13 protein-coding genes are annotated in these 19642 nt (G+C 44.7%); 8 read left to right on the top strand and 5 right to left on the bottom strand.

Features of this window, described 5'->3' with window-relative positions; all coding sequences use genetic code 11:
• The first annotated feature begins 7 nt into the window (after positions 1-7).
• The 5 genes from AB4623_RS00395 (at position 8) to AB4623_RS00375 (ending at position 6806) form a co-directional block, all read left to right on the top strand.
• Positions 8-328: a cupin domain-containing protein gene (locus tag AB4623_RS00395; RefSeq protein ID WP_010431369.1), complete on the top strand. Its 321-nt coding sequence runs from the start codon at positions 8-10 to the stop codon at positions 326-328.
• A gap of 72 nt (positions 329-400) precedes the next feature.
• Positions 401-1039: an RpiB/LacA/LacB family sugar-phosphate isomerase gene (locus tag AB4623_RS00390; protein ID WP_048609763.1), complete on the top strand. Its 639-nt coding sequence runs from the start codon at positions 401-403 to the stop codon at positions 1037-1039.
• Positions 1040-1444: 405 nt separating this feature from the next.
• Positions 1445-3211, top strand: coding sequence for a sodium:solute symporter family protein (locus tag AB4623_RS00385; RefSeq protein WP_102429219.1), 1767 nt, complete (start codon positions 1445-1447; stop codon positions 3209-3211).
• Between the two features lie 160 nt (positions 3212-3371).
• Positions 3372-4796 (top strand): glucuronate isomerase, encoded by a 1425-nt coding sequence (gene uxaC / locus AB4623_RS00380; RefSeq protein ID WP_372099884.1) that lies wholly within the window; start codon positions 3372-3374, stop codon positions 4794-4796.
• Positions 4797-4805: 9 nt separating this feature from the next.
• Entirely contained in the window at positions 4806-6806 is a 2001-nt protein-coding gene (locus AB4623_RS00375; RefSeq protein ID WP_372145483.1) for a heparinase II/III family protein, read from the top strand.
• Positions 6807-6966: 160 nt separating this feature from the next.
• Here AB4623_RS00375 and AB4623_RS00370 read toward each other — a convergent pair whose 3' ends face one another.
• Positions 6967-9576 (bottom strand): response regulator, encoded by a 2610-nt coding sequence (locus tag AB4623_RS00370; protein WP_372145481.1) that lies wholly within the window; start codon positions 9574-9576, stop codon positions 6967-6969.
• Positions 9569-10798, bottom strand: a complete 1230-nt coding sequence (locus tag AB4623_RS00365; RefSeq protein WP_017064276.1) for an acyl-homoserine-lactone synthase — start codon at positions 10796-10798, stop codon at positions 9569-9571. The genes AB4623_RS00370 and AB4623_RS00365 overlap by 8 nt, the downstream gene beginning before the upstream one ends.
• A gap of 668 nt (positions 10799-11466) precedes the next feature.
• Here AB4623_RS00365 and AB4623_RS00360 point away from each other — a divergent pair.
• Positions 11467-11859 (top strand): cystatin domain-containing protein, encoded by a 393-nt coding sequence (locus tag AB4623_RS00360; RefSeq protein WP_017059983.1) that lies wholly within the window; start codon positions 11467-11469, stop codon positions 11857-11859.
• A gap of 103 nt (positions 11860-11962) precedes the next feature.
• Here AB4623_RS00360 and AB4623_RS00355 read toward each other — a convergent pair whose 3' ends face one another.
• Both AB4623_RS00355 and AB4623_RS00350 read right to left on the bottom strand, forming a co-directional pair.
• Positions 11963-12541 carry a hypothetical protein gene (locus tag AB4623_RS00355; RefSeq protein ID WP_102332704.1) on the bottom strand — a complete coding sequence of 193 codons (579 nt, stop codon included), beginning with the start codon at positions 12539-12541 and terminating at the stop codon, positions 11963-11965.
• Between the two features lie 212 nt (positions 12542-12753).
• Positions 12754-14352, bottom strand: a complete 1599-nt coding sequence (locus AB4623_RS00350) for an isocitrate lyase (protein ID WP_017071002.1) — start codon at positions 14350-14352, stop codon at positions 12754-12756.
• A gap of 141 nt (positions 14353-14493) precedes the next feature.
• Between AB4623_RS00350 and AB4623_RS00345 the strand changes: the two genes are divergently transcribed.
• On the top strand, positions 14494-15447 hold the full coding sequence (locus tag AB4623_RS00345; protein ID WP_012600244.1) for a LysR family transcriptional regulator: 954 nt from the start codon (positions 14494-14496) through the stop codon (positions 15445-15447).
• 155 nt (positions 15448-15602) lie between these two features.
• Complete coding sequence (locus AB4623_RS00340) at positions 15603-17786, top strand: malate synthase G (RefSeq protein WP_372145479.1); 2184 nt, start codon at positions 15603-15605, stop codon at positions 17784-17786.
• Between the two features lie 212 nt (positions 17787-17998).
• On the opposite strand, the gene AB4623_RS00335 is transcribed toward AB4623_RS00340, so the two are convergent.
• Positions 17999-19426: an NAD-dependent succinate-semialdehyde dehydrogenase gene (locus AB4623_RS00335; RefSeq protein WP_065585104.1), complete on the bottom strand. Its 1428-nt coding sequence runs from the start codon at positions 19424-19426 to the stop codon at positions 17999-18001.
• Between the last annotated feature and the right edge of the window lie 216 nt (positions 19427-19642).

Genomic DNA, 19642 nt, shown 5'->3' with positions numbered 1-19642 from the left:
AAACGACATGTTTGTGTATAACGAAGACGTGAAAATGGAAGATCTTGGCGCGGGAGTTTCTCGCAAGGTGCTTGCTCATAGCGAGAACGTGATGGCTGTAGAAGTTCATTTCGAAACAGGCGCTGTTGGTGCGTTGCATACCCATCCTCATGAGCAGCTCACATACGTATTGTCGGGAGCCTTTGAGTTCACTATTGGCGATGTAACGAAAGTGGTACGCGCAGGCGACACTATGTACAAAGAGCCGGGTATCGAACATGGCTGTGTTTGCCTAGAAGCCGGCGTATTAATTGATAACTTTACGCCAATGCGTAAAGACTTTGTTTAAGCTCTAAATTTTTTAGAACGAACATTTGAGCACTAATTTTTAAATTTGCAGTAATGCTGCGGGAGAAAGTAAATGAAAATCGCACTAATGATGGAAAACAGTCAAGCAGGCAAAAATGCAATGGTATCAGCTGAACTAGAGTCAGTTGCTGGTGGTTTTGGTCACGATGTTTTCAACCTAGGAATGACAGACGAGAACGATCACCACTTAACGTATATTCATCTAGGTATTATGGCGAGCATTCTGATTAACTCAAAGGCGGTTGACTTTGTTGTGACAGGGTGTGGCACTGGCCAAGGTGCTTTGATGTCGCTGAACTTACATCCAGGCGTGGTTTGTGGTTACTGTTTAGAGCCTTCTGATGCGTTCTTGTTTAACCAAATCAACAACGGCAACGCTATCGCGCTCGCTTTTGCGAAAGGTTTTGGTTGGGCTGGTGAACTAAACGTTCGTTACATCTTTGAAAAAGCGTTTACAGGTGAGCGTGGTCAAGGTTACCCGTTAGAGCGAGCAGAGCCACAACAACGCAATGCCGCACTTCTTAATGAGGTAAAAGCAGCGGTAGTGAAGGATAACTTTATTGATTCACTGCGCGCTATCGATCAAGATCTAGTGAAGACTGCTGTGGGTAGCCCTCGTTTCCAACAGTGTTTCTTTGATAACTGCCAAAACCAAGAAATTGCTGATTATGTTCGTTCGCTTTTGGACTAATTCTAACGCTTGATTTCAGAGAGCCAGCCAAACGAGGCTGGCTTTTTTATATCAGATGTTTGGATAATTAGTGGCTGATATTCAGTCCATACCAAAGCGATAGGCGCCTGAGTCATGGCTTGGTATACCTCCTAGGTTCGTAATTTGGTCGCTATATCCCTAGGTTACTTGATCTATTTTTGCTCCTTCTCGCCACGATGTATCCAAATATCCATCAATGATCTTTTCAACCTAAAAAGCGCCGATCTCAATAATCCAACCTCGATCTCATTTGTATGACTTTTGCATTATTTGGATCACAAAAATCACAGATTACCCTTAAATAAAATGTCGTTAATGTAATACTGAAACAGTATTTTAAAAATTAAATCATTTAAACGGAACAATAATGAAAAGGGGTTCGTAATGAATATCGACATGCTCGTTGTTGGTGTCTACTTTATCTTTATGATAGCGATTGGCGTCATCTTCAAACGTTTTGCAGGCAGCTCTACCAGTGATTACTTTCGTGGAGGAGGCAAGATGTTGTGGTGGATGGTTGGCTCTACCGCATTCATGACGCAGTTTAGTGCTTGGACATTTACTGGCGCTGCGGGTAAAGCTTTTACCGATGGGTTCCCAATCATGGTTATTTTCATGGCGAACGCATTTGGTTTTCTACTTTCGTGGTTGTTCTTTTCATACCGCTTTCGACAAATGCGTGTTGTTACACCTATTGAAGGGGTGCGTCGTCGCTTCGGTGCAACGAATGAACAAGTGTTTACGTGGGCGACAATGCCGACAAGTGTGGTTTACACCGGTATTTGGCTAAATGGTCTCGCACTCTTCGTTAGTGCTGTGTTTAAAGTGGATATCGAAACCACGATCGTTGTGACTGGCTTGATTGTTCTCTTCATTTCAGTACTGGGCGGAGCATGGGGAGTGGTTGCTTCAGACTTTGTACAAATGGTTGTGATCATGGCGGTGACGGTGGTTTGTGCTGTGGCTGCATTGGCAAAAATTGGTGGTCCAGCGAATCTTATCGAGCAGTTCCCTGCCGATAGTGTCATGGGCTCTGATATGAACTATCCATTGCTGTTCGTAGCTTGGTTTATCTTTATGTTCGTTAAGCAGTTGCAAAACATCAACAACATGCAAGATTCATATCGTTTCTTAACGGCGAAAGATTCTGTTAACGCACGTAAAGCGGCACTCCTTGCGTTTGTATTGATGCTGGTTGGGCCTGCAATTTGGTTCTTACCACCTTGGGTAACGGCAATTATCTATCCTGAAGCGGCAACTGTGCACGCGGCTGAACTTGGTAGTAAAGCAGCTGATGCAGTCTACTTAGTGTTTGTCGAAAACGTCATGCCGGTTGGTATGGTGGGATTGCTTATGTCGGCTGTATTTGCAGCAACAATGTCTTCAATGGATTCCGGTCTAAACCGAAATTCAGGTGTGTTCGTGCGTAACTTTTACTCGCCAATCATAGACAAAAACGCGGATGACAAGAAGCTGATGCGAGTGAGTCAATTCATGACTATGGTCTTCGGCATATTGATCATCATGGTGGCTCTGTTCATTAACTCTCTTCGTGGCCTGAGCCTTTTCGACGCAATGATGTACGTAAGTACGCTGTTACAGATGCCGATTCTAGTGCCGTTATTCTTCGGTATGTTTATTAAGAAAACGCCCGACTGGGCAGCCTGGGCGACATTGGCTGTGGGCATGTTGGTGTCTTACATCGTGAGTTTTGTGCTTACAGCAGACGTCGTTGCCAATCTATTAAACCTCGAGGTTCCGTTCACAGGACGTGAAGCGAGTGACCTAAAAGTTCTGCTTGGGGTTATTGGTCACCTTGTGATCACGGGTGGTTTCTTCTGTCTAACAACTAAGTTCTACAAAGAGCCAGTGGGCGAACGAAACACAGAACTTAAAGAGTTTTGGAGTGATGTTGCGACTCCTGTTATCGAAGAGGAAGGACAAGATGAAATGGATCGCCAACAACGCGACATGCTAGGCAAACTCATTCTGGTTTTCGGTGCACTTGTAACGGCGATGGTACTAATCCCGAATCCGTTCTGGGGTCGCATGGCCTTTATCTTCTGTGGCGCAGTGATTGTTACTGTGGGTTCTCTGTTATTGAAGAGTGCGAGGAAAACGCCTCGGTTAGAAGTATCTACATCCAAGTAATCGGCAATAACTAGTCATGTAAAAGTAACAAGGGTATAGGCCAGAGGGGGGCGCTCTCTGGCTTATATGAACCACCTCGCAGAGGGGCTTTAGGAAACAATTTCATGATTGAATTTTTCCCTAAAGTTTATCAATACAGTTTTCTACAAGAGTTTGAATTATGTCTTCATACATACACAAAGATTTTCTATTGCAGGGGGATACTGCCAAGCGTTTATATCACGATTACGCGGCAGGGCTTCCCATTATTGATTATCACAACCACTTAGATGCCAAAGAGGTTTATGACAACCATCAATACGACAATATTGCTCAAGCTTGGTTGAGTTGCGATCACTACTTGTGGCGTGCATTACGAAGTAACGGAGTCGATGAGCATTACATCACAGGTGATGCGAGTGATTATGAAAAGTTTCAAAAGTGGTGTGAGACCATGCCGTATCTGATCGGCAATCCGCTGTATCACTGGTGTCACTTGGAGCTTAAGAAATACTTCGGTCTCGATTTACTGCTCAACTCAGAGAATTGCGAGGTTATTTGGCAACACTGTAATCAAAAACTCAGCCAAGAGTCTCACCGATTCCAAAGTCTGCTTAAAGAGAGTCGAGTCGATACCTTGTGCACCACTGATGATCCACTTAGCGATCTGAGCTATCACGATAAACTGAATCGTTCAGGATTTTCTGTACAAGTCTTGCCGACATTTCGTGCTGACAGTCTGATTGAAATAGAGAATCAAAGTAGTTTTCAAAATACACTCAATTCACTGGCGTTCATCACTGACATTAATGTCGTCGATTTCGCAAGCTATGCTCAAGCAATCACGTCTCGTGTGGACTTTTTTGCACAACACAACTGTCGATTATCTGACTTAGGGTTAAAAGTTGTGGAGTTTTCACATTATTACTCTGAAGTGCTTGATAAAGCGATAGCAAAGGTTAACCGTGGTGAGGCGCTGGATAGTGAAGAAATTTCGCAGTTTAAGACAGCCGTTTTTGAAGTGCTTGGTAAGGCTTATCACAAGCACGGTTGGTCGATGCAAATTCATATTGGAGTGTTAACTAATGTGAATAGGCGCCGCTTTGATAAGCTAGGTGGCGGTATGGGGTTCAGTGTTATCAGTGACAACCCAATTGCAGAAAACCTTAGTCATTTATTGAGTTTGTTAGATCAAGACCGCCAACTCCCTCAGACCATCGTATATAGCCTTAACCCGAAAGATAGCCCAGTGCTTGGGTCAATCATAGGCGCTTTTCAAGACAGTGATGCGCAGCCAGGTAAAGTGCAGCTTGGTTCTGCGTGGTGGTTTAACGATCATAAGGCGGGTATGGAAAAACAACTTCAAGATCTAGCAAATTTAGGTGCTCTAGGACGTTTTGTCGGAATGTTAACCGACTCTCGCAGCGTGTTGTCACTCTCTCGTCATGACTATTTTCGTCGCATTCTATGTAACTTACTTGGTAAGTGGGTCGATGACGGGGAGCTACCGAATGATGAGCCTTTGCTTAAACAGAGTGTCGAGAACATCTGTTATCAAAACGCCAAACAATACTTCAATTTTCATTCATCTAAAGATTTAGTATAGGTATCCATTATGCTGCAGTTTACCTCTCAGGAAATGGCGGTCATTCGTCAAAATACCAGCCAAGAGATCATCGAACAAATTATTCAAGATAATCAGGTTGTGCTTACTTCAGACACTCTTGTTCCACCTGATGCCCGCGCAACATGGAATTTATACTATTTTTGCCCCACGCATGGGGTTCGCTTAAGTTGGGATAGAGACCGACCCACTGAACATGTGTGCCCTGTTGATGGGGAAGTGCTTACTGGGGAACCTTATGACGGTGCATGGTGGCGTTGGCTTAATGGGCTCAATTCGAAAGCGTGTAATGACCTAGGCTTGCTTTGGCACATTACTCAAGACCGCAAATACTTTGAAAAAGTTCGTGAGATCTTATTGGGTTATGCAGAATACTACCCGAATTACGAAGAACATGGCGGTATTCCATATAACGGTCCAGGAAAAGCAAATGCACAGACTCTCTGTGAAGCGAATTGCAATATTGATTTTGCCCGAGGCTATGATTTCGTTAAAGAGCAGTTGAATACCGAAGAGCAATTGTTTATTGAACAGCGCTTGTTACGCGAAGGCGCTGAGTTCCTGATGCAACATCGAGCAAATCAATTGCATAACCATGAAATGAAGATTTCTGCGACTATTGGCGTGATAGGCTTGATACTTGGTGACCGAAAATTCATCGACTTTGCGGTGAGCACTCCTTATGGCTTGAAGTATCAGTTAGAGCATGGTGTAAAGGGGGAGGGCTTATGGTTTGAAGGTTCTATCCATTATCATTACTACGCTTTACAAGCACTTCTGAATTTCGAAAAAATGGCATGTAAAACAGAGTACTCACTACAAGCGGCGCCAAACTTCCATACCATGTTGGCGTTCCCGCTCAAGCTACTCATCAATACGGGTGACTTTCCACGTCTGAACGATTGTATTGCGGGTCAAGAGAAGTTAACTCATAGCCACTTGTTCGAATTCGGGTATCGCGAGTTCCGAGACCCTTTATTTGCATCGGCGTTGCAGAGCATCTATCAGGATAAGCCACGCAACAATATCGACGCACTGTTGTACGGTGTTGATGCATTACCTGTGGCAGAGCCGCTCATGTGCCAGTCTATTCATGCAGAACAATCAGGCGTCACGATCATGCACGATCGAGAGCACGATAACATGCTATTAATTAAGCACTCTCCGTATGGTGGTGAGCATGATCACTATGATCGACTAGGGGTGATCATTACTCGAAATGGTAAAGAAATTTTGCCTGACTTGGGAACAACAGGGTACGGTGCTGAACTGCATTATGGGTATTATAAAAATACGGTGACGCACAACACCTTGGCGGTGAATCAGAAGAATCAACCGCCAGCCAACCCTCAAGTGAATACATTTGTAAAAGAACAGTCCTACACATGGTTAGACACACAAACAGATTGGTGTGGTGAGTTACCGACGGTCGATAGCCATACTATTGTTCAGTGGGATTTAGCCGCGTACAAAGACGTTGTGTTTCGTCGTCAAATTCTGTGGTTAGGGGATGTGGCGATTGAATTCAATACTGCGGAAAACCCTCACCACCAACAACTAGATTTGGTCTGGCATGTCAGAGGACAACACAGCGCTTTGACGGAGGCACAAGGTTGCGACAATCCACTAGATGGGCCTTTAGCAAGAATGACGAGCTGCCATGACATGCCTCTTAAAGTGTCCATTGATTTGCGTTATTCGATTGATGGACAAACTGAATTTAATCAGCAGCTGATAACAGATAGTTCAGCAACTCTGTTGTTGGGGTATGCGCCAGACAACCCTGCAACCAGTGATTTAGCTTACACGATTTTACGTAGCCAAGAAGCGGTTCTTAAAGTTGCCACGGTACATAACTTGACGCAAAACGATGAGGTTCGAGTTTCTGATATCGAGTGGCGATCGGACGTTATCAATCTAAGCTTGGTAAGAAATGGAGTGGCACTATCTATTTCAATTAACCAAGAAACGGGTGTGACTTTGTTCGTCTGAGCGAACAACAATATTAATGAAATATAACTCGCTGAATTTCACGAGTTCACCCCCATAATAAAAATCCCCTCAAGAACCTTTCTTGAAGGGATTTTTTATCAGTCGTTGATTAACTTGTTAGCCATTAGCCATTAGCCATTAGCCATTAGCCATTAGCCATCTACTCTTCATCTTCGGTTTCTTTGGAAGCATTCGAGGCACAGCCTTTCTCTAGCCAGTTATCGAGCACGCGTTGCAGCGCGTTCAAAGAGGTTGGTTTATCTAGGCGACCATCCATCAACTTGCTGATCATATCTAACTCGTGCTGTCCTGATTCGCCAGACAAAGCAATGATTGGTGTTTGAGGTGAGCGTGCCTTGATGATTTGGCTTGCGTCAAAACCATTCATTATCGGCATTTGTACGTCCATTAAGATCAAATCGACCTTGTGTGTTTTGAACAGCTCGACGGCATTCTCGCCGTTTTTAGCTTGTAAGCTATTTACGCCAAGTCGACTCAGGTACATCTGAACAAGCGTGCGTTGCACTTCTTTATCATCGACGATAAGCACGGTTGGAGCCAAATGGTTCTCTGGGGTTAGCGTACTTGTTGGCTCTGAACTTTGCGTTTCTGCTTGGTTATCTGGCTTAGCTTCAGCGTTGGTTTTGTTTTCAGTTGCGGTTTGATTACCTTTCCAATCATCGAAGTAAGGCGTACGAAGTGCGTCTGCTTTGGGGGCATTGGGTACCACCGGGAAGTACAGGTGGAACTCAGTAAACTCCCCAAGTTTAGAGTGGCACTCAACTCGGCCGCCAAATGAACGCATCACTCGTTGGCAATAACCGAGCCCTAGGCCGCTACCACCGCTTTTTTGGTAAGAGAAGAAATCATCAAAAATTTTATGTGTAATGGCTTCGTCAATGCCGGGGCCGGTATCTCGGAATATTAGAACGTTCTCGTACGGTCCGGTGTTGGTGCTGATCTCAATTTGGCTTTCTGGATAAGAATCAAAGTAATAGATTGCATTACGTATCAGGTTGAAAATGACGAAGTTGAATAAGGTTTCATTCAGCTTTGCCACAAAATCAGCATGTTGTGGTAAACGAATTCGCTCAATGATCTTCTCGTTCTCAAAGCCATAATGGCTGACGGCTTGATCCACGGCCTTGTGGATAGAGGTCATGGTGATTGGTCCATGCTCGGGTGAGCTATCACTGACTTCTCGCAAGATGATATCAATCAGCTGTCGACCACGTTGAATCGCAGCTTGGCCGTTCTCAATATCAAGTAAGATCTGTTTCGCTGGAGCTTGATTATCAATGTGCTGTTTTAATAGTTCAAATTGCAATTGCACTTGAGCCAGTGGGTTACGCATTTCATGAGCGATTGAGTTAGCAAGGGCACGGCTTTGGCGGATGCGTCTATCGGCTTCGATAGTGCTTTGTACTCGAGTTAACAAGGTTTGCAGGGCAGAGATCTCTTCGTTAGAGAACATCTGATCGTTGCTCTTGTGTGACGATACTAACAAGTGCGTGACCGATTTCCCCTGACCAAACAGAGGCATCACCAAAGCGGTATCGTTGGAGCTCATCTTGTCATACAGGGCTTTGATTGAGCGCTTGGCTGGTGCGGTGTAATCAAGCTCCTGAGACAACTCATCGAACACTAAAACGGACTTGTTAGTAGACAGATAATCTTCGTAGAAGGTTTCGTTATAGTTGCTGTTAACTAGACGTAGCTTATCTTCTGGAATTTGCAGTAGGCTACCCAAACGACGCATTGCATCATCAATTGATAGCTTGAAATCCTCTTCTAGCGCGAGGATCTGTTGTACTGGCGTTTTCTTGTTTCCGTAGACAAAGAACGAGGCGTAGTGGCTTACGCGCTTGTAGAGAACATGCCACGTGATGCCGATAATCGCGCAGATTGGGATAGCAACAAGCCATTGACTGTCGTCTGTCAGCGGGATAAATATCGCGCCAAAAGGGATCACCAAAATAGCACAAACCAACATCGCATTTAGGCTCATGTACGCCAGGTATTTCACGCTGTAGAAGCGCGAGGTCAGCAGGGCATAGCCAACGAACAACATTTCACTTATCGACAAAGCTGGTGGCAGCCAAGTGAGCGAGAAATCACGCAAGAAGTAGGTCATGCCTAGGTGGATCGTCGCAGTAGACAGCATGAAGACTAAAATGCCGGCGATCATATAGTTGGTTTTGGCTAAAGTTAGCTTGCTGCTGTTGGCGCGCATGGCCACCAGGTTGAGTAGTGTTAGCACTACAAAGCTAATCATCCCAATAAAGAAGTACGGCGTATGCGGGCCAAACTCAATCACGAACTGGCTTGGGCCTGCAATGGTGACGTGTTCAACGGTTAACCCCGGACTTAAATTGATAAAGAAGGAGTAGACGGTCAGGGTGACGAAAATGGCTTGCTGCCACACATGAACCTTACCATTACGTTGTTCAGCGGCGAGTTTGCACGAGAAGTAATAGGCAAAGGCAAACGCAAAGAACGAGGCGAGGTTGGCAAACTTTGCGGCGAACACGGCGGCCGAGGCCCCAAGTTCCGGTAATAAGTCGGTATGGAAATAAGCGTTACTGCTGATCCACGCAACAATGCAGATCGAATACGCGATGTAAGGGGCATGGTGTGTCCCTGCGATCACTTCGTTCTTCTGTTTCAGGCGATAGCAGTAATAGAACAACCACATGACAACCACAGCCACGGTTGCAAGCAGTGTGATTGCTTTTGCATAGATGATCGCCTCTAGGCCGAAATCAAACATGTTCATCCTTTTTCACCGAGCTAGTTTTTCCTGCCGAGCGCGACTTTTCTAATGACTTTCTGCTTTCTCGCACTGCGCGTTTGTAGCTTCGAAAATCGACATTATTGAACGCTTTTACCATCATCTCAAAATTCCAGAATCCACGATAAATTGTCGTGCCATCGTCATTTAATTCGCAATATCCAGAATGGAAGTATGCATTGGAATCAATGGTTTGATAAAACTGAAGCATGAAAGGTTGCTCGATAATAGTGAAGCCAATCTTATAGCCTATTTGGTGTAACACACTCATCAGCTCTTTTTGAGAAAGGTAGAGGAAATAGAGCTTTTGTTGGGTATTGCCACTGACTGTCAGACGTAACACCTCACACAGGGCATCTTTGTCGGACAATTGTAACTGGAATTGTTGGTCAAATTCTGGGAGAGAGTAACATTTTGACAGTGTAGGCGGTGTGAAAAGTTGTAACCCTGCGAGTTCATCGTAGCCGTAATTGGGTAAACAGTATTGCCATTGCTCATTGCTGAACGGCGGTGCGTAACTTAGCCAAGTGTCATTCTTAGACCAGTCTTGAATCAGCGCAGAGGAAACCAGTGTTGGAAAGGCTTCATCGACTGGATGCTTGAGCAGAATAAAATGCTTACCTGCCTGAGAAAGGTGTAATAAAGGCAGCATCTCAAACCATTTCTCGCCCTTGATGAACACCTCGAGATTGCTTAAAGCAATGGCATCGCTGATTGGCATTCCTTGTGGGTGACTCGGTGTTTGTACCAAAAGTGGCTCATGTTCTATCTGTTCGATGATCGCACCGTAATAAGCACTGTCATTGATAGGGAGGTCGACATGAGAAATGGAGCTTGGATTTAATGGAGATTTTGCTTTGATCGCAGCAATTTCACACTCACACCAGAAATCTAGCCAATGCATATAGCACTGCCCTACAGCCTGCTCTAGAAGAGCAATCTCTGCAGATAGTGTATTTGGATAGCGCAGAATCAGATCGCGGTAGTCCATCACCTCAAACAATACAGAGTAGCTTTTGTTTTGATGCTCTGGGAAAAGCAATTCTAATTGGCTTCTACGATATTCAGTCACGCTTTGAAAAAGCTCAGTGCGCTCATGTGGCTGATAAGTGCTGATGACGAGCTCTATCAGCGCTCGCTGTTTTATTTCGATAGACAGACTGCTAGCCAACAGTGAGCCTAAAGACGACGTTAATTTCATGTTTAACCTAGCCTAGGTTTATATAATTATTTTTATTTGATCTGCACTATCTATAGGACACTGATTTTAGGTATGTGTTTGAAGTTACGTTACTTTGAGAGAGCTAATCGTAACTTTACTTGTGTCCATGTTGTGAGAAGTAAGTTGCATAATCGGGTGAGATTTTACTACTTGCACCCACCCTTAACAATAAAGATTTTCCATATTTGAATGAATTCACAGATGAACAAAGTGCATTATTATCAACAACTTGTAGGGTTGGATCACAGTTTTAAAATCAGACATGATTAAGTCGAGCATAAACTTTTGGATTTATAAAATAATTTCAAATATCTATTTTTTGAACCAATATCATAATCCACATCAAGATGAGCTCATCTTATTAATCGTGATAGGAATGTTTTTGGTGTGAAGTATGTAATTAACTGATTAATTATGTCTGTATTATTACTCGCTTATTCTCTCGCTACTCATTTTAATGATTTAAATATCAGGTGGATAAAAGCAGAGCTCCAGTGCTCGGCTTGTTTTCCTGACAATCTCCTGTGTTTATAGAGTAGTTACACCATAATCTCTGATGAAGTGATGACATTCGAGGTTTAAGCTTGCCTGCATATGAAACATTATTGCGAGTAATCCCTCGTAAATGATTGAGGTAGAGAGAATTTATGAAGAACGTACGATTAACATCATTACTTGGAACAGCAACCTTGTTTAGTGTCGTGGCGTTAGCTGGGTGTAGTCAGAAATCAGAGGTACCAACTCAACCGCAAGAGAATGCGAACCCCATCTGCAGCACTAAAAACCTGACGGGTGGTTGGTCGAAAAGTGAGATAACACCAGAAGCCAAGCAAGCTTTAAACGCAGTTCTTAGCCAAATGAACACTTCAGCTGATCTCAAGCAGATCTTGAGTGTTCGAACTCAGGTTGTCGCGGGTTTGAATTACGCTATTGAGTTTGAAATGGATAATGGTGAAGTGTGGAACACCATCGTTTACCGTTCTCTACAAGGTGACATCGAAATGACGCAACCTGCACAGAAAGGTCTTCTGTGCTCATAATCTAGATGTGCCAGTGTCTTGTGAGATAGGCTGATAGCAAATAAAAATGGCTCCGTGTTGGGAGCCATTTTTGTTTTTAAGAAGACTGATTTGTTGAACGTTTTCAGTCGGCCAACTCGGGCTCAGCTAACTCCTGAACACAAGCACGGCTGATGTCTTCATCAATGTAGGCCATACCGAGTTTATTGAGGTAGTCCATGCGATCAGCAGTGCGAAGCTCGATGTCGGGGCCTGCAATGTTATTGGCTTGATAAATTTCAGTGAGGTGAGACATGAATTGCTCGCCCACACTCATCATCAATAGACTCATTGCTCCTACGTCCGGTCTTACTTTGGGACGTTGCTTTTCAGATAAGTTTACCGCTAATACGATAGGCTGTTCTTCACCTTCGAAGCGAACGCCTCGCTCACGAACGGTTTGTTGAGCCCAGTAATATGCCAGTTCTTTGCTCTGGGTGAGAAACACTGGCTCAACCGATTCGGTGTAGTTGTTGCCGATGGTCGCCATAGTTTTTGAAGCTGCTTCGTTGAGCGCTTTGTCTCCAGAACGTTTTAAACCTTGGCCTTGAATAGAAGCCAATAAAGCGGAAGATGTGCCGTGATACCAAGTATCACCCGTCGCGAAACCATTCTCTGATAACAGTGTTTTTGCATCTTGTAGGTGTGTAGGTATTGAAGTCATAGGCACTCTCAAAAAATAAGAATCTTAACAAATAGGAATCTGAACAAATACGTATACAGTTAGCTTAAACAGAAGTTGTTCGGTTAACCGTGGTGTGGAACACAAATCTGAGGCTTTGAGATAAAGCTGGCAGTACAAGCTTTATCTCAAAGCCTTCCCCCGGATCTTACCTAAGTAAGAGAGAAGGACGGGGGAGGCTTTAGCGTTAGCGGTTAATCAAATTGATTAGACGTATTCGCTTCACCCGCTGCTTTTAGTGCATTTTCACCCGCGAAGTATTCTTTGTGATCATCACCGATGTCTGAACCAGACATGTTTTGGTGTTTAACACAAGCGATGCCTTGGCGTATCTCTTTGCGCTGAACATTTGCAACATAGCCCAGCATGCCTTGGTCACCGAAGTATTCTTTTGCAAGGTTGTCAGTAGACAGCGCTGCAGTGTGGTAAGTCGGTAGAGTAATCAAGTGATGGAAGATACCCGCTTCACGAGATGCATCCGCTTGGAATGTGCGAATCTTGTCATCAGCTCGTTTAGACAATTCAGTTTCGTCATATTCAGCACTCATTAGGCTAGCACGGTCGTAAGCTGAAACATCTTTACCTTCTGCTACCATCGCATCGTATGCTTGTTGGCGGAAGTTTAGCGTCCAGTTGAATGATGGAGAGTTGTTGTAAACCAGCTTCGCATTAGGGTGAACTTCACGTACGCCGTCCATCATCTCTTTGATTTGACCGATGTGTGGCTTCTCAGTCTCAATCCATAGTAGGTCAGCACCCGCGTTGATTGCTTCAATACAGTCGAATACACAACGGTCTTCACCAGTACCTTGGCGGAATTGGTATAAGCCTGAAGGTAGACGCTTAGGTCGAACTAGCTTGCCGTCACGGTTAAAGCAAACGTCGCCTTCTGCCATATCTGCAACATCGATCTCTTCAACATCTAGGTATGAGTTGTAGATATCACCTTGGTCGCCCGGCTCTTTCACTACTGCGATTTCTTTTGTTAGGCCAGCACCTTGAGAATCGGTACGAGCAACAATAACGCCGTTGTCGATGCCTAGTTCAAGGAAAGCGTAACGAAGTGCGCGAAGTTTTGCGTGGAAGTCAGCGTGTGGAACCGTTACTTTGCCATCTTGGTGACCACATTGCTTCTCATCGGCAACTTGGTTTTCAATTTGTAGACAACATGCACCCGCTTCAATCATCTGCTTAGCCATTAGGTAAGTCGCTTCTGCGTTACCGAAACCTGCATCGATATCGGCAATGATTGGCACAACGTGTGTTACGTGATTGTCGATTTTGTCTTGGATAAGGTCTTGTTGGTTAACGTCGCCCGCTTCACGTGCAGCGTCTAGCTCACGGAATAAACCACCCAGTTCACGAGCATCAGCTTGGCGCAGGAATGTGTATAGTTCTTCTACTAGGCCTGCAACCGATGTTTTCTCATGCATTGATTGGTCTGGAAGTGGACCAAAGTCAGAGCGAAGTGCAGCAACCATCCAACCAGAAAGGTATAGGTAACGACGGTCAGTCTTGCCATCAAAGTGCTTCTTAATAGAAATCAGCTTTTGTTGGCCGATGAAACCATGCCAGCAACCCAGAGACTGAGTGTATTGAGAGCTGTCTTCGTCGTAAGCCGCCATGTCTGCACGCATGATATCTGCCGTGTATTGCGCAATATCCAGACCTGTTTTGAATTTGTTTTGAGCTCGCATACGAGCAGCAGATTCAGGGTTAATTGCATCCCATGGAGCACCAGCAGCGCTTTTTGCAACTTCAATCATTTCGATATCTTGTGTAATTTGCGACATAACTATTCCTTAGTTTCACGTGGACATGTTGGCCAATTTGGCGAGGTCATTTGATTTGGATTAAATCTAACCATGGACAAATAATAATCATGTATGTGATAATTTTGTTAATTTATAGTTATTATATTCGGTATTTTTCTTATGAATATTGCTCGTATAGACCTTAATTTACTTGTGTATTTAGACATGTTGCTACGTGAGAGAAACGTTACACGAGCAGCAAATCAATTGGGTATTACTCAGCCTGCCATGAGTAATGGCCTTCGCCGATTGCGTGATCTGTTTGAAGACCCGCTATTAGTAAGAACAAGTGAAGGGATGATACCGACCGAACGCGCGCATAAGTTGCAGCCACTGATTCGAAACATCTTGGCGAATGTAGAGAAGACACTGCAACCGACCACAGAGTTTAATGCAGAAGACAGTGAACGCGTGTTTCGTATCATGGCGAGTGACTATGCAGAGTCGACCATTATTCAACCTCTTCTGAAAAGGTTAAGTGAGATAGCACCGAAAATACGACTGGATATCATGACGCCAAGTGACGTGAGTTATCAGGATGTAGAGCAAGGTACCGTTGATATAATTATCAACCGATTTGACGATATTCCTCAGTCGTTTCACCAGATGAGCCTCTGGCACGACGGGTTTTCTTGCCTATTTAGTTGTGACAACCCGATCGCCGACAACTTCGATATTTTGTCTTATTTAAAGGCACAACATATTTGGGTAAGTAAGACAGGTATGGGAACGGGAGTGGGAATAAACCCAAGTGAAGCACAAAAGCTTGGTTGGATAGATGAGGCATTAATGCGCATCGGTAAAACCCGTAACATCACGGTGTTTACTCGACACTATTTGTCGGCGATTCTCTTCGCTCAGCAGAAGAACCTTATCCTGACTATTCCTACCAAAGCAGCTCAACTGCAGCGCAATAATCCTAGATTGTTGATCAAGCCTGCGCCATTTGCGATTGAACCCTTTGAGGTGAAGATGGCGTGGAGTCCATTGTTACAAACCAATCCAGACCATCAGTGGATGCGTCGTTTGATTAAAAGTGTCGCTAACGAAATCGAGAGTGGAGTGACGGAATAACATAGTTTGTAGGGTATTTTTTATATGAATATCCAATATAACCGGCATAAATTAGCTAAATTCATGTCCGTTAAGTAAGTTTAAATCAGTAAAGTAAATTTGAGCTAGTCACGAAAATTTATTGAGTAGCCATCAATTAGTTTGAGAGAGATTTTATGAGCAGTCGTATTCAACAGGGAAGCTTGAACATTGATAGCACCCTCTACCAATTAATTAATGAGCAGGTGATTCCTGGAACAGGCATTGTCGCTGAAGACTTTTGGCAATCATTTGCAACCATTCTTGAAGATTTGGCGCCAAAAAATCGCGCATTGCTTATCAAGCGTGAAGATCTTCAACATCAAATTGACGTTTGGCACCAAGAGCGTGCCGGGCAAACGCTAGATCCTGTAGAGTACAAACAGTTCTTACAGCAGATCGGTTATTTGGTTCCTGAAGGCGATGACTTTCAAGTGACGACAGCCAGCGTAGAACCTGAGATCGCAACACAAGCAGGGCCGCAGCTTGTGGTGCCAATCATGAACGCACGCTTTGCACTTAACGCAGCCAATGCGCGTTGGGGCAGTCTATATGATGCGCTCTACGGAACGGACGTGATCAGTGAAAGTGATGGCGCGGAAAAGGGCGGAAGCTTTAACCCTGCTCGTGGCGCTAAAGTAGTGACTTATGCTCGTGAGTTCCTTGATGATGCAGCGCCATTAAACGGTGTCTCTCATAAAGACGTGACCAAATACAGCATCAGTAACGCTAGCATCGGCAATAAGCTCATAGCGACACTCGATAACGGCGAAGAAGTCACTCTCATTGATAGCGACCAGTTCATTGGCTATCAAGGTGACGCAAGTTCCCCTTCGTGCATTCTTCTTAAACACAATAATCTGCACATCGAAATTCAAATTGACCCAAGCGCACCGATTGGTAGCGTTGATGTGGCGGGTATTAAAGATGTGTTGGTCGAAGCTGCCCTAACAACCATTATGGATTGCGAAGACTCGGTTGCTGCAGTTGATGGTGAAGACAAAGCATTGGCTTACCGTAACTGGTTAGGCTTGATGAAAGGTGATCTGCAAGAATCACTAGAGAAAAACGGCAAAACTATTGTTCGTAACCTTAATCCCGATCGCCAATACACCAGCGTGACGGGTGGTGAGATTTCACTAAAAGGCCGCAGCATGTTGTTCATCCGTAATGTCGGCCACTTGATGACTAACCCTGCGATTATTGATGCCGAAGGTAATGAAGTGCCTGAAGGCATTATGGATGGCATGATCACTTCGTTAATTGCGATGCATGATTTAAAAGGCAACAGCGCGTACCAAAACTCGACTGCGAACAGTATCAACATCGTAAAACCTAAGATGCATGGCCCTGAAGAAGTCGCCTTTACTAATGAATTGTTTGGCCGTATTGAAGATGCATTAGGGCTAGATCGATTCACGATAAAAGTCGGCATCATGGACGAAGAGCGTCGTACTTCGGTTAACCTTAAAGAATGTATTCGTGCAGCTAAAGATCGTGTTGTGTTTATCAACACAGGTTTCTTAGACCGAACGGGTGATGAGATTCACACCAGTATGGAAGCGGGGCCTTTTGCTCCTAAAACACAGCTGAAAACCATGACTTGGATCGGCGCATACGAAGATCAAAACGTTGATCTTGGCTTAGCTTGTGGCCTGCAAGGTAAAGCCCAGATTGGTAAAGGTATGTGGCCAGAGCCGGATAATATGGCGAAGATGATGGACGCGAAAATCGGACATCCACAAGCGGGTGCTAATACTGCTTGGGTTCCTTCTCCAACCGCCGCGACTTTGCACGCGCTGCACTATCACAAGGTGAGTGTACCAAGCCGCCAGAAAGAGCTTCGTGAGCGAGTGAGAGCCAATGTAGACGATATCCTTACTATTCCGCTATTAGGTAATCAAAAGCTAACAGCTCAAGATATCCAAAACGAATTGGATAACAACACGCAAGGTATTCTAGGTTACGTGGTTCGTTGGATTGACCAAGGCGTAGGGTGCTCTAAGGTGCCAGATATTAACGATGTAGGTTTGATGGAAGACCGCGCTACGCTGCGTATTTCGAGCCAACACATTGCGAACTGGTTACGTCATGGAATTTGTAATGAAGCCCAAGTAATGAAAACCATGAAGCGCATGGCCGCAGTGGTTGATGAGCAAAATGCTAGCGACCCGAGCTACCGCAATATGGCACCTGACTTTGAAAACAGCATCGCATTTTCAGCAGCGTGTCAGTTGGTATTCGAAGGCTGCGCTCAACCTAGTGGTTACACCGAGCCAGTGCTGCATGCTATGCGTCTAAAACTGAAAGCGCAGGGATAGAGAAGCAACCCAATAACAAAAACAGAGAATGTAAAATACTAAAAAAAAAGAAACCCCCTTTAACCGAGCCCAAGGTGCCGCGCTTTTATAGCGCGGCTTTTTTTTGATTCATTTTTGTGGTGGGAAAGGTGGAGAGTGGGGCAGGTTATTGATCACTAAGACTTAATTATTTCCGAGCCCTAATCACTGCCAGAACCTAGTTACTACCAACCTTATTTTCCGCCAAAGCAAAGATACTTAATGTCCATGTACTCATCGATGCCTTCTTTCGCACCTTCACGGCCAATTCCTGATTGTTTCACACCACCGAAAGGCGCGACTTCGGTTGAGATTAGACCATCATTAATGCCGACCATACCGTACTCAAGCGCTTCTGCAATGTTCCACACTCGGTGGATGTTCTGACTGTAGAAGTAAGACGCCAAACCATAAATCGTATCGTTGGCCATCTCGATAAGCTCTTCGTCCGTGTCGAATTTCATCACAGGCGCGACTGGGCCAAATATCTCTTGTTGAACGATGTCCATGCTGTGTTTTACATCTTTAAGAACAACAGGCTGAATGAAAAGCCCATTAAGCTCCTGAGTTGGCGTGACAGGCGCAGCACCTTGTTCAATCGCTCGGTTTATCAAAGCTTGGATGTTGTTCTTCGCATTCAGGCTGACAACAGGTCCAATCGTGACACCCTCATCTAAACCGTTACCAATCTTAAGCTGCTGAACCGCTTGATCGAATTTAGCCACAAACTCATCGTACACTTTACTGTGAACGTAGAATCGGTTTGCACAGACACATGTTTGACCTGCATTACGGAACTTCGACGCCATTGCGCCTTGAACGGCCGCGTCGATGTCAGCATCGTCAAACACAATAAAAGGTGCATTGCCACCAAGCTCCATAGAGGTGCGTTTGATGCCTTTTGCAGCTTGAGCCATCAAAATGCTGCCCACACGGGTCGACCCAGTGAAAGAGATTTTTTTGATCAACGGATGCGAAGTGAATAGGTTGCCCACTTGTTCAGGGCTTTCACCAAGAACGACTTGAAGTAGATCCTTAGGGATACCCGCTTGATAAGCCAGTTCAACCACAGCAAACGCAGAAAGCGGTGTCTCATCCGAAGGTTTCACGACAAAGCTACAACCCGCAGCTAAGGCAGGAGCCGCTTTACGAGTGATCATTGCAATCGGGAAGTTCCATGGCGTAATCGCGCACGCCACTCCGATCGGTTGCTTGATGGTCACCAAACGTTTGCCTGCGACTGTGCTAGGAATGGAATCACCATAAGTGCGCTTTGCTTCTTCTGCAAACCACTCAATGAAGCTCGCGCCATACACCACTTCGCCTGCCGCTTCGGCTAACGGTTTACCTTGTTCAATCGTCATGATTCGAGCAAGGTCATTCTTGTTTTCGAGGATCAACTGGTGCCAGCGATGAAGTAGTGCAGCACGAGATTTAGCAGGGATTTTTGCCCACTCTTTTTGCGCTACATGAGCTCGTTCAATCGCGCTCGATAACTCTGTTTCTGATGATATCGGTGCGTGCCCGATGAGTTCACCCGTTGCTGGGTTTGTGACTGCAACTGCGTTGTTCGCTTCTGTCACCATAAAAGAGAGTAAGTGCTGGTTATCAATGTTTAGCATCGTGATTCCTTTGTCGTGATTACTTTAGACGTGTTGCTGATGTGCGGGTTGGCGAGTGTTCAGATCACTTCGACCAAATGTTGATTAGTCGCAGATTGTGGTCGTTAATTCGATAGTTTTGAAGCCCTTGTTTGCGCAAGCATTGTTTACCAAAGTAGGGCTTTCGAAAGGTTCATCGCGGATTAGCGGGAACTAAAAACAAAAACGGTAGTAAGT

Origin of the sequence: Vibrio sp. 10N.222.52.C12 (genome assembly GCF_041474215.1) — a bacterium.
Classification (GTDB): Bacteria; Pseudomonadota; Gammaproteobacteria; order Enterobacterales; family Vibrionaceae; genus Vibrio; species Vibrio crassostreae_C.
Note: the sequence above shows the minus strand (reverse complement) of the source record. Positions and strands in the feature narration are given on the sequence as shown.

Excerpts from the sequence above, each read along its gene's own strand:
- AB4623_RS00395 (WP_010431369.1), top strand. The coding sequence starts at position 8 with ATGTTTGTGTATAACGAAGACGTGAAAATGGAAGATCTTGGCGCGGGA.
- AB4623_RS00390 (WP_048609763.1), top strand. The coding sequence starts at position 401 with ATGAAAATCGCACTAATGATGGAAAACAGTCAAGCAGGCAAAAATGCA.
- AB4623_RS00385 (WP_102429219.1), top strand. The coding sequence starts at position 1,445 with ATGAATATCGACATGCTCGTTGTTGGTGTCTACTTTATCTTTATGATA.
- uxaC (WP_372099884.1), top strand. The coding sequence starts at position 3,372 with ATGTCTTCATACATACACAAAGATTTTCTATTGCAGGGGGATACTGCC.
- AB4623_RS00375 (WP_372145483.1), top strand. The coding sequence starts at position 4,806 with ATGCTGCAGTTTACCTCTCAGGAAATGGCGGTCATTCGTCAAAATACC.
- AB4623_RS00370 (WP_372145481.1), bottom strand. The coding sequence starts at position 9,576 with ATGTTTGATTTCGGCCTAGAGGCGATCATCTATGCAAAAGCAATCACA.
- AB4623_RS00365 (WP_017064276.1), bottom strand. The coding sequence starts at position 10,798 with ATGAAATTAACGTCGTCTTTAGGCTCACTGTTGGCTAGCAGTCTGTCT.
- AB4623_RS00360 (WP_017059983.1), top strand. The coding sequence starts at position 11,467 with ATGAAGAACGTACGATTAACATCATTACTTGGAACAGCAACCTTGTTT.
- AB4623_RS00355 (WP_102332704.1), bottom strand. The coding sequence starts at position 12,541 with ATGACTTCAATACCTACACACCTACAAGATGCAAAAACACTGTTATCA.
- AB4623_RS00350 (WP_017071002.1), bottom strand. The coding sequence starts at position 14,352 with ATGTCGCAAATTACACAAGATATCGAAATGATTGAAGTTGCAAAAAGC.
- AB4623_RS00345 (WP_012600244.1), top strand. The coding sequence starts at position 14,494 with ATGAATATTGCTCGTATAGACCTTAATTTACTTGTGTATTTAGACATG.
- AB4623_RS00340 (WP_372145479.1), top strand. The coding sequence starts at position 15,603 with ATGAGCAGTCGTATTCAACAGGGAAGCTTGAACATTGATAGCACCCTC.
- AB4623_RS00335 (WP_065585104.1), bottom strand. The coding sequence starts at position 19,426 with ATGCTAAACATTGATAACCAGCACTTACTCTCTTTTATGGTGACAGAA.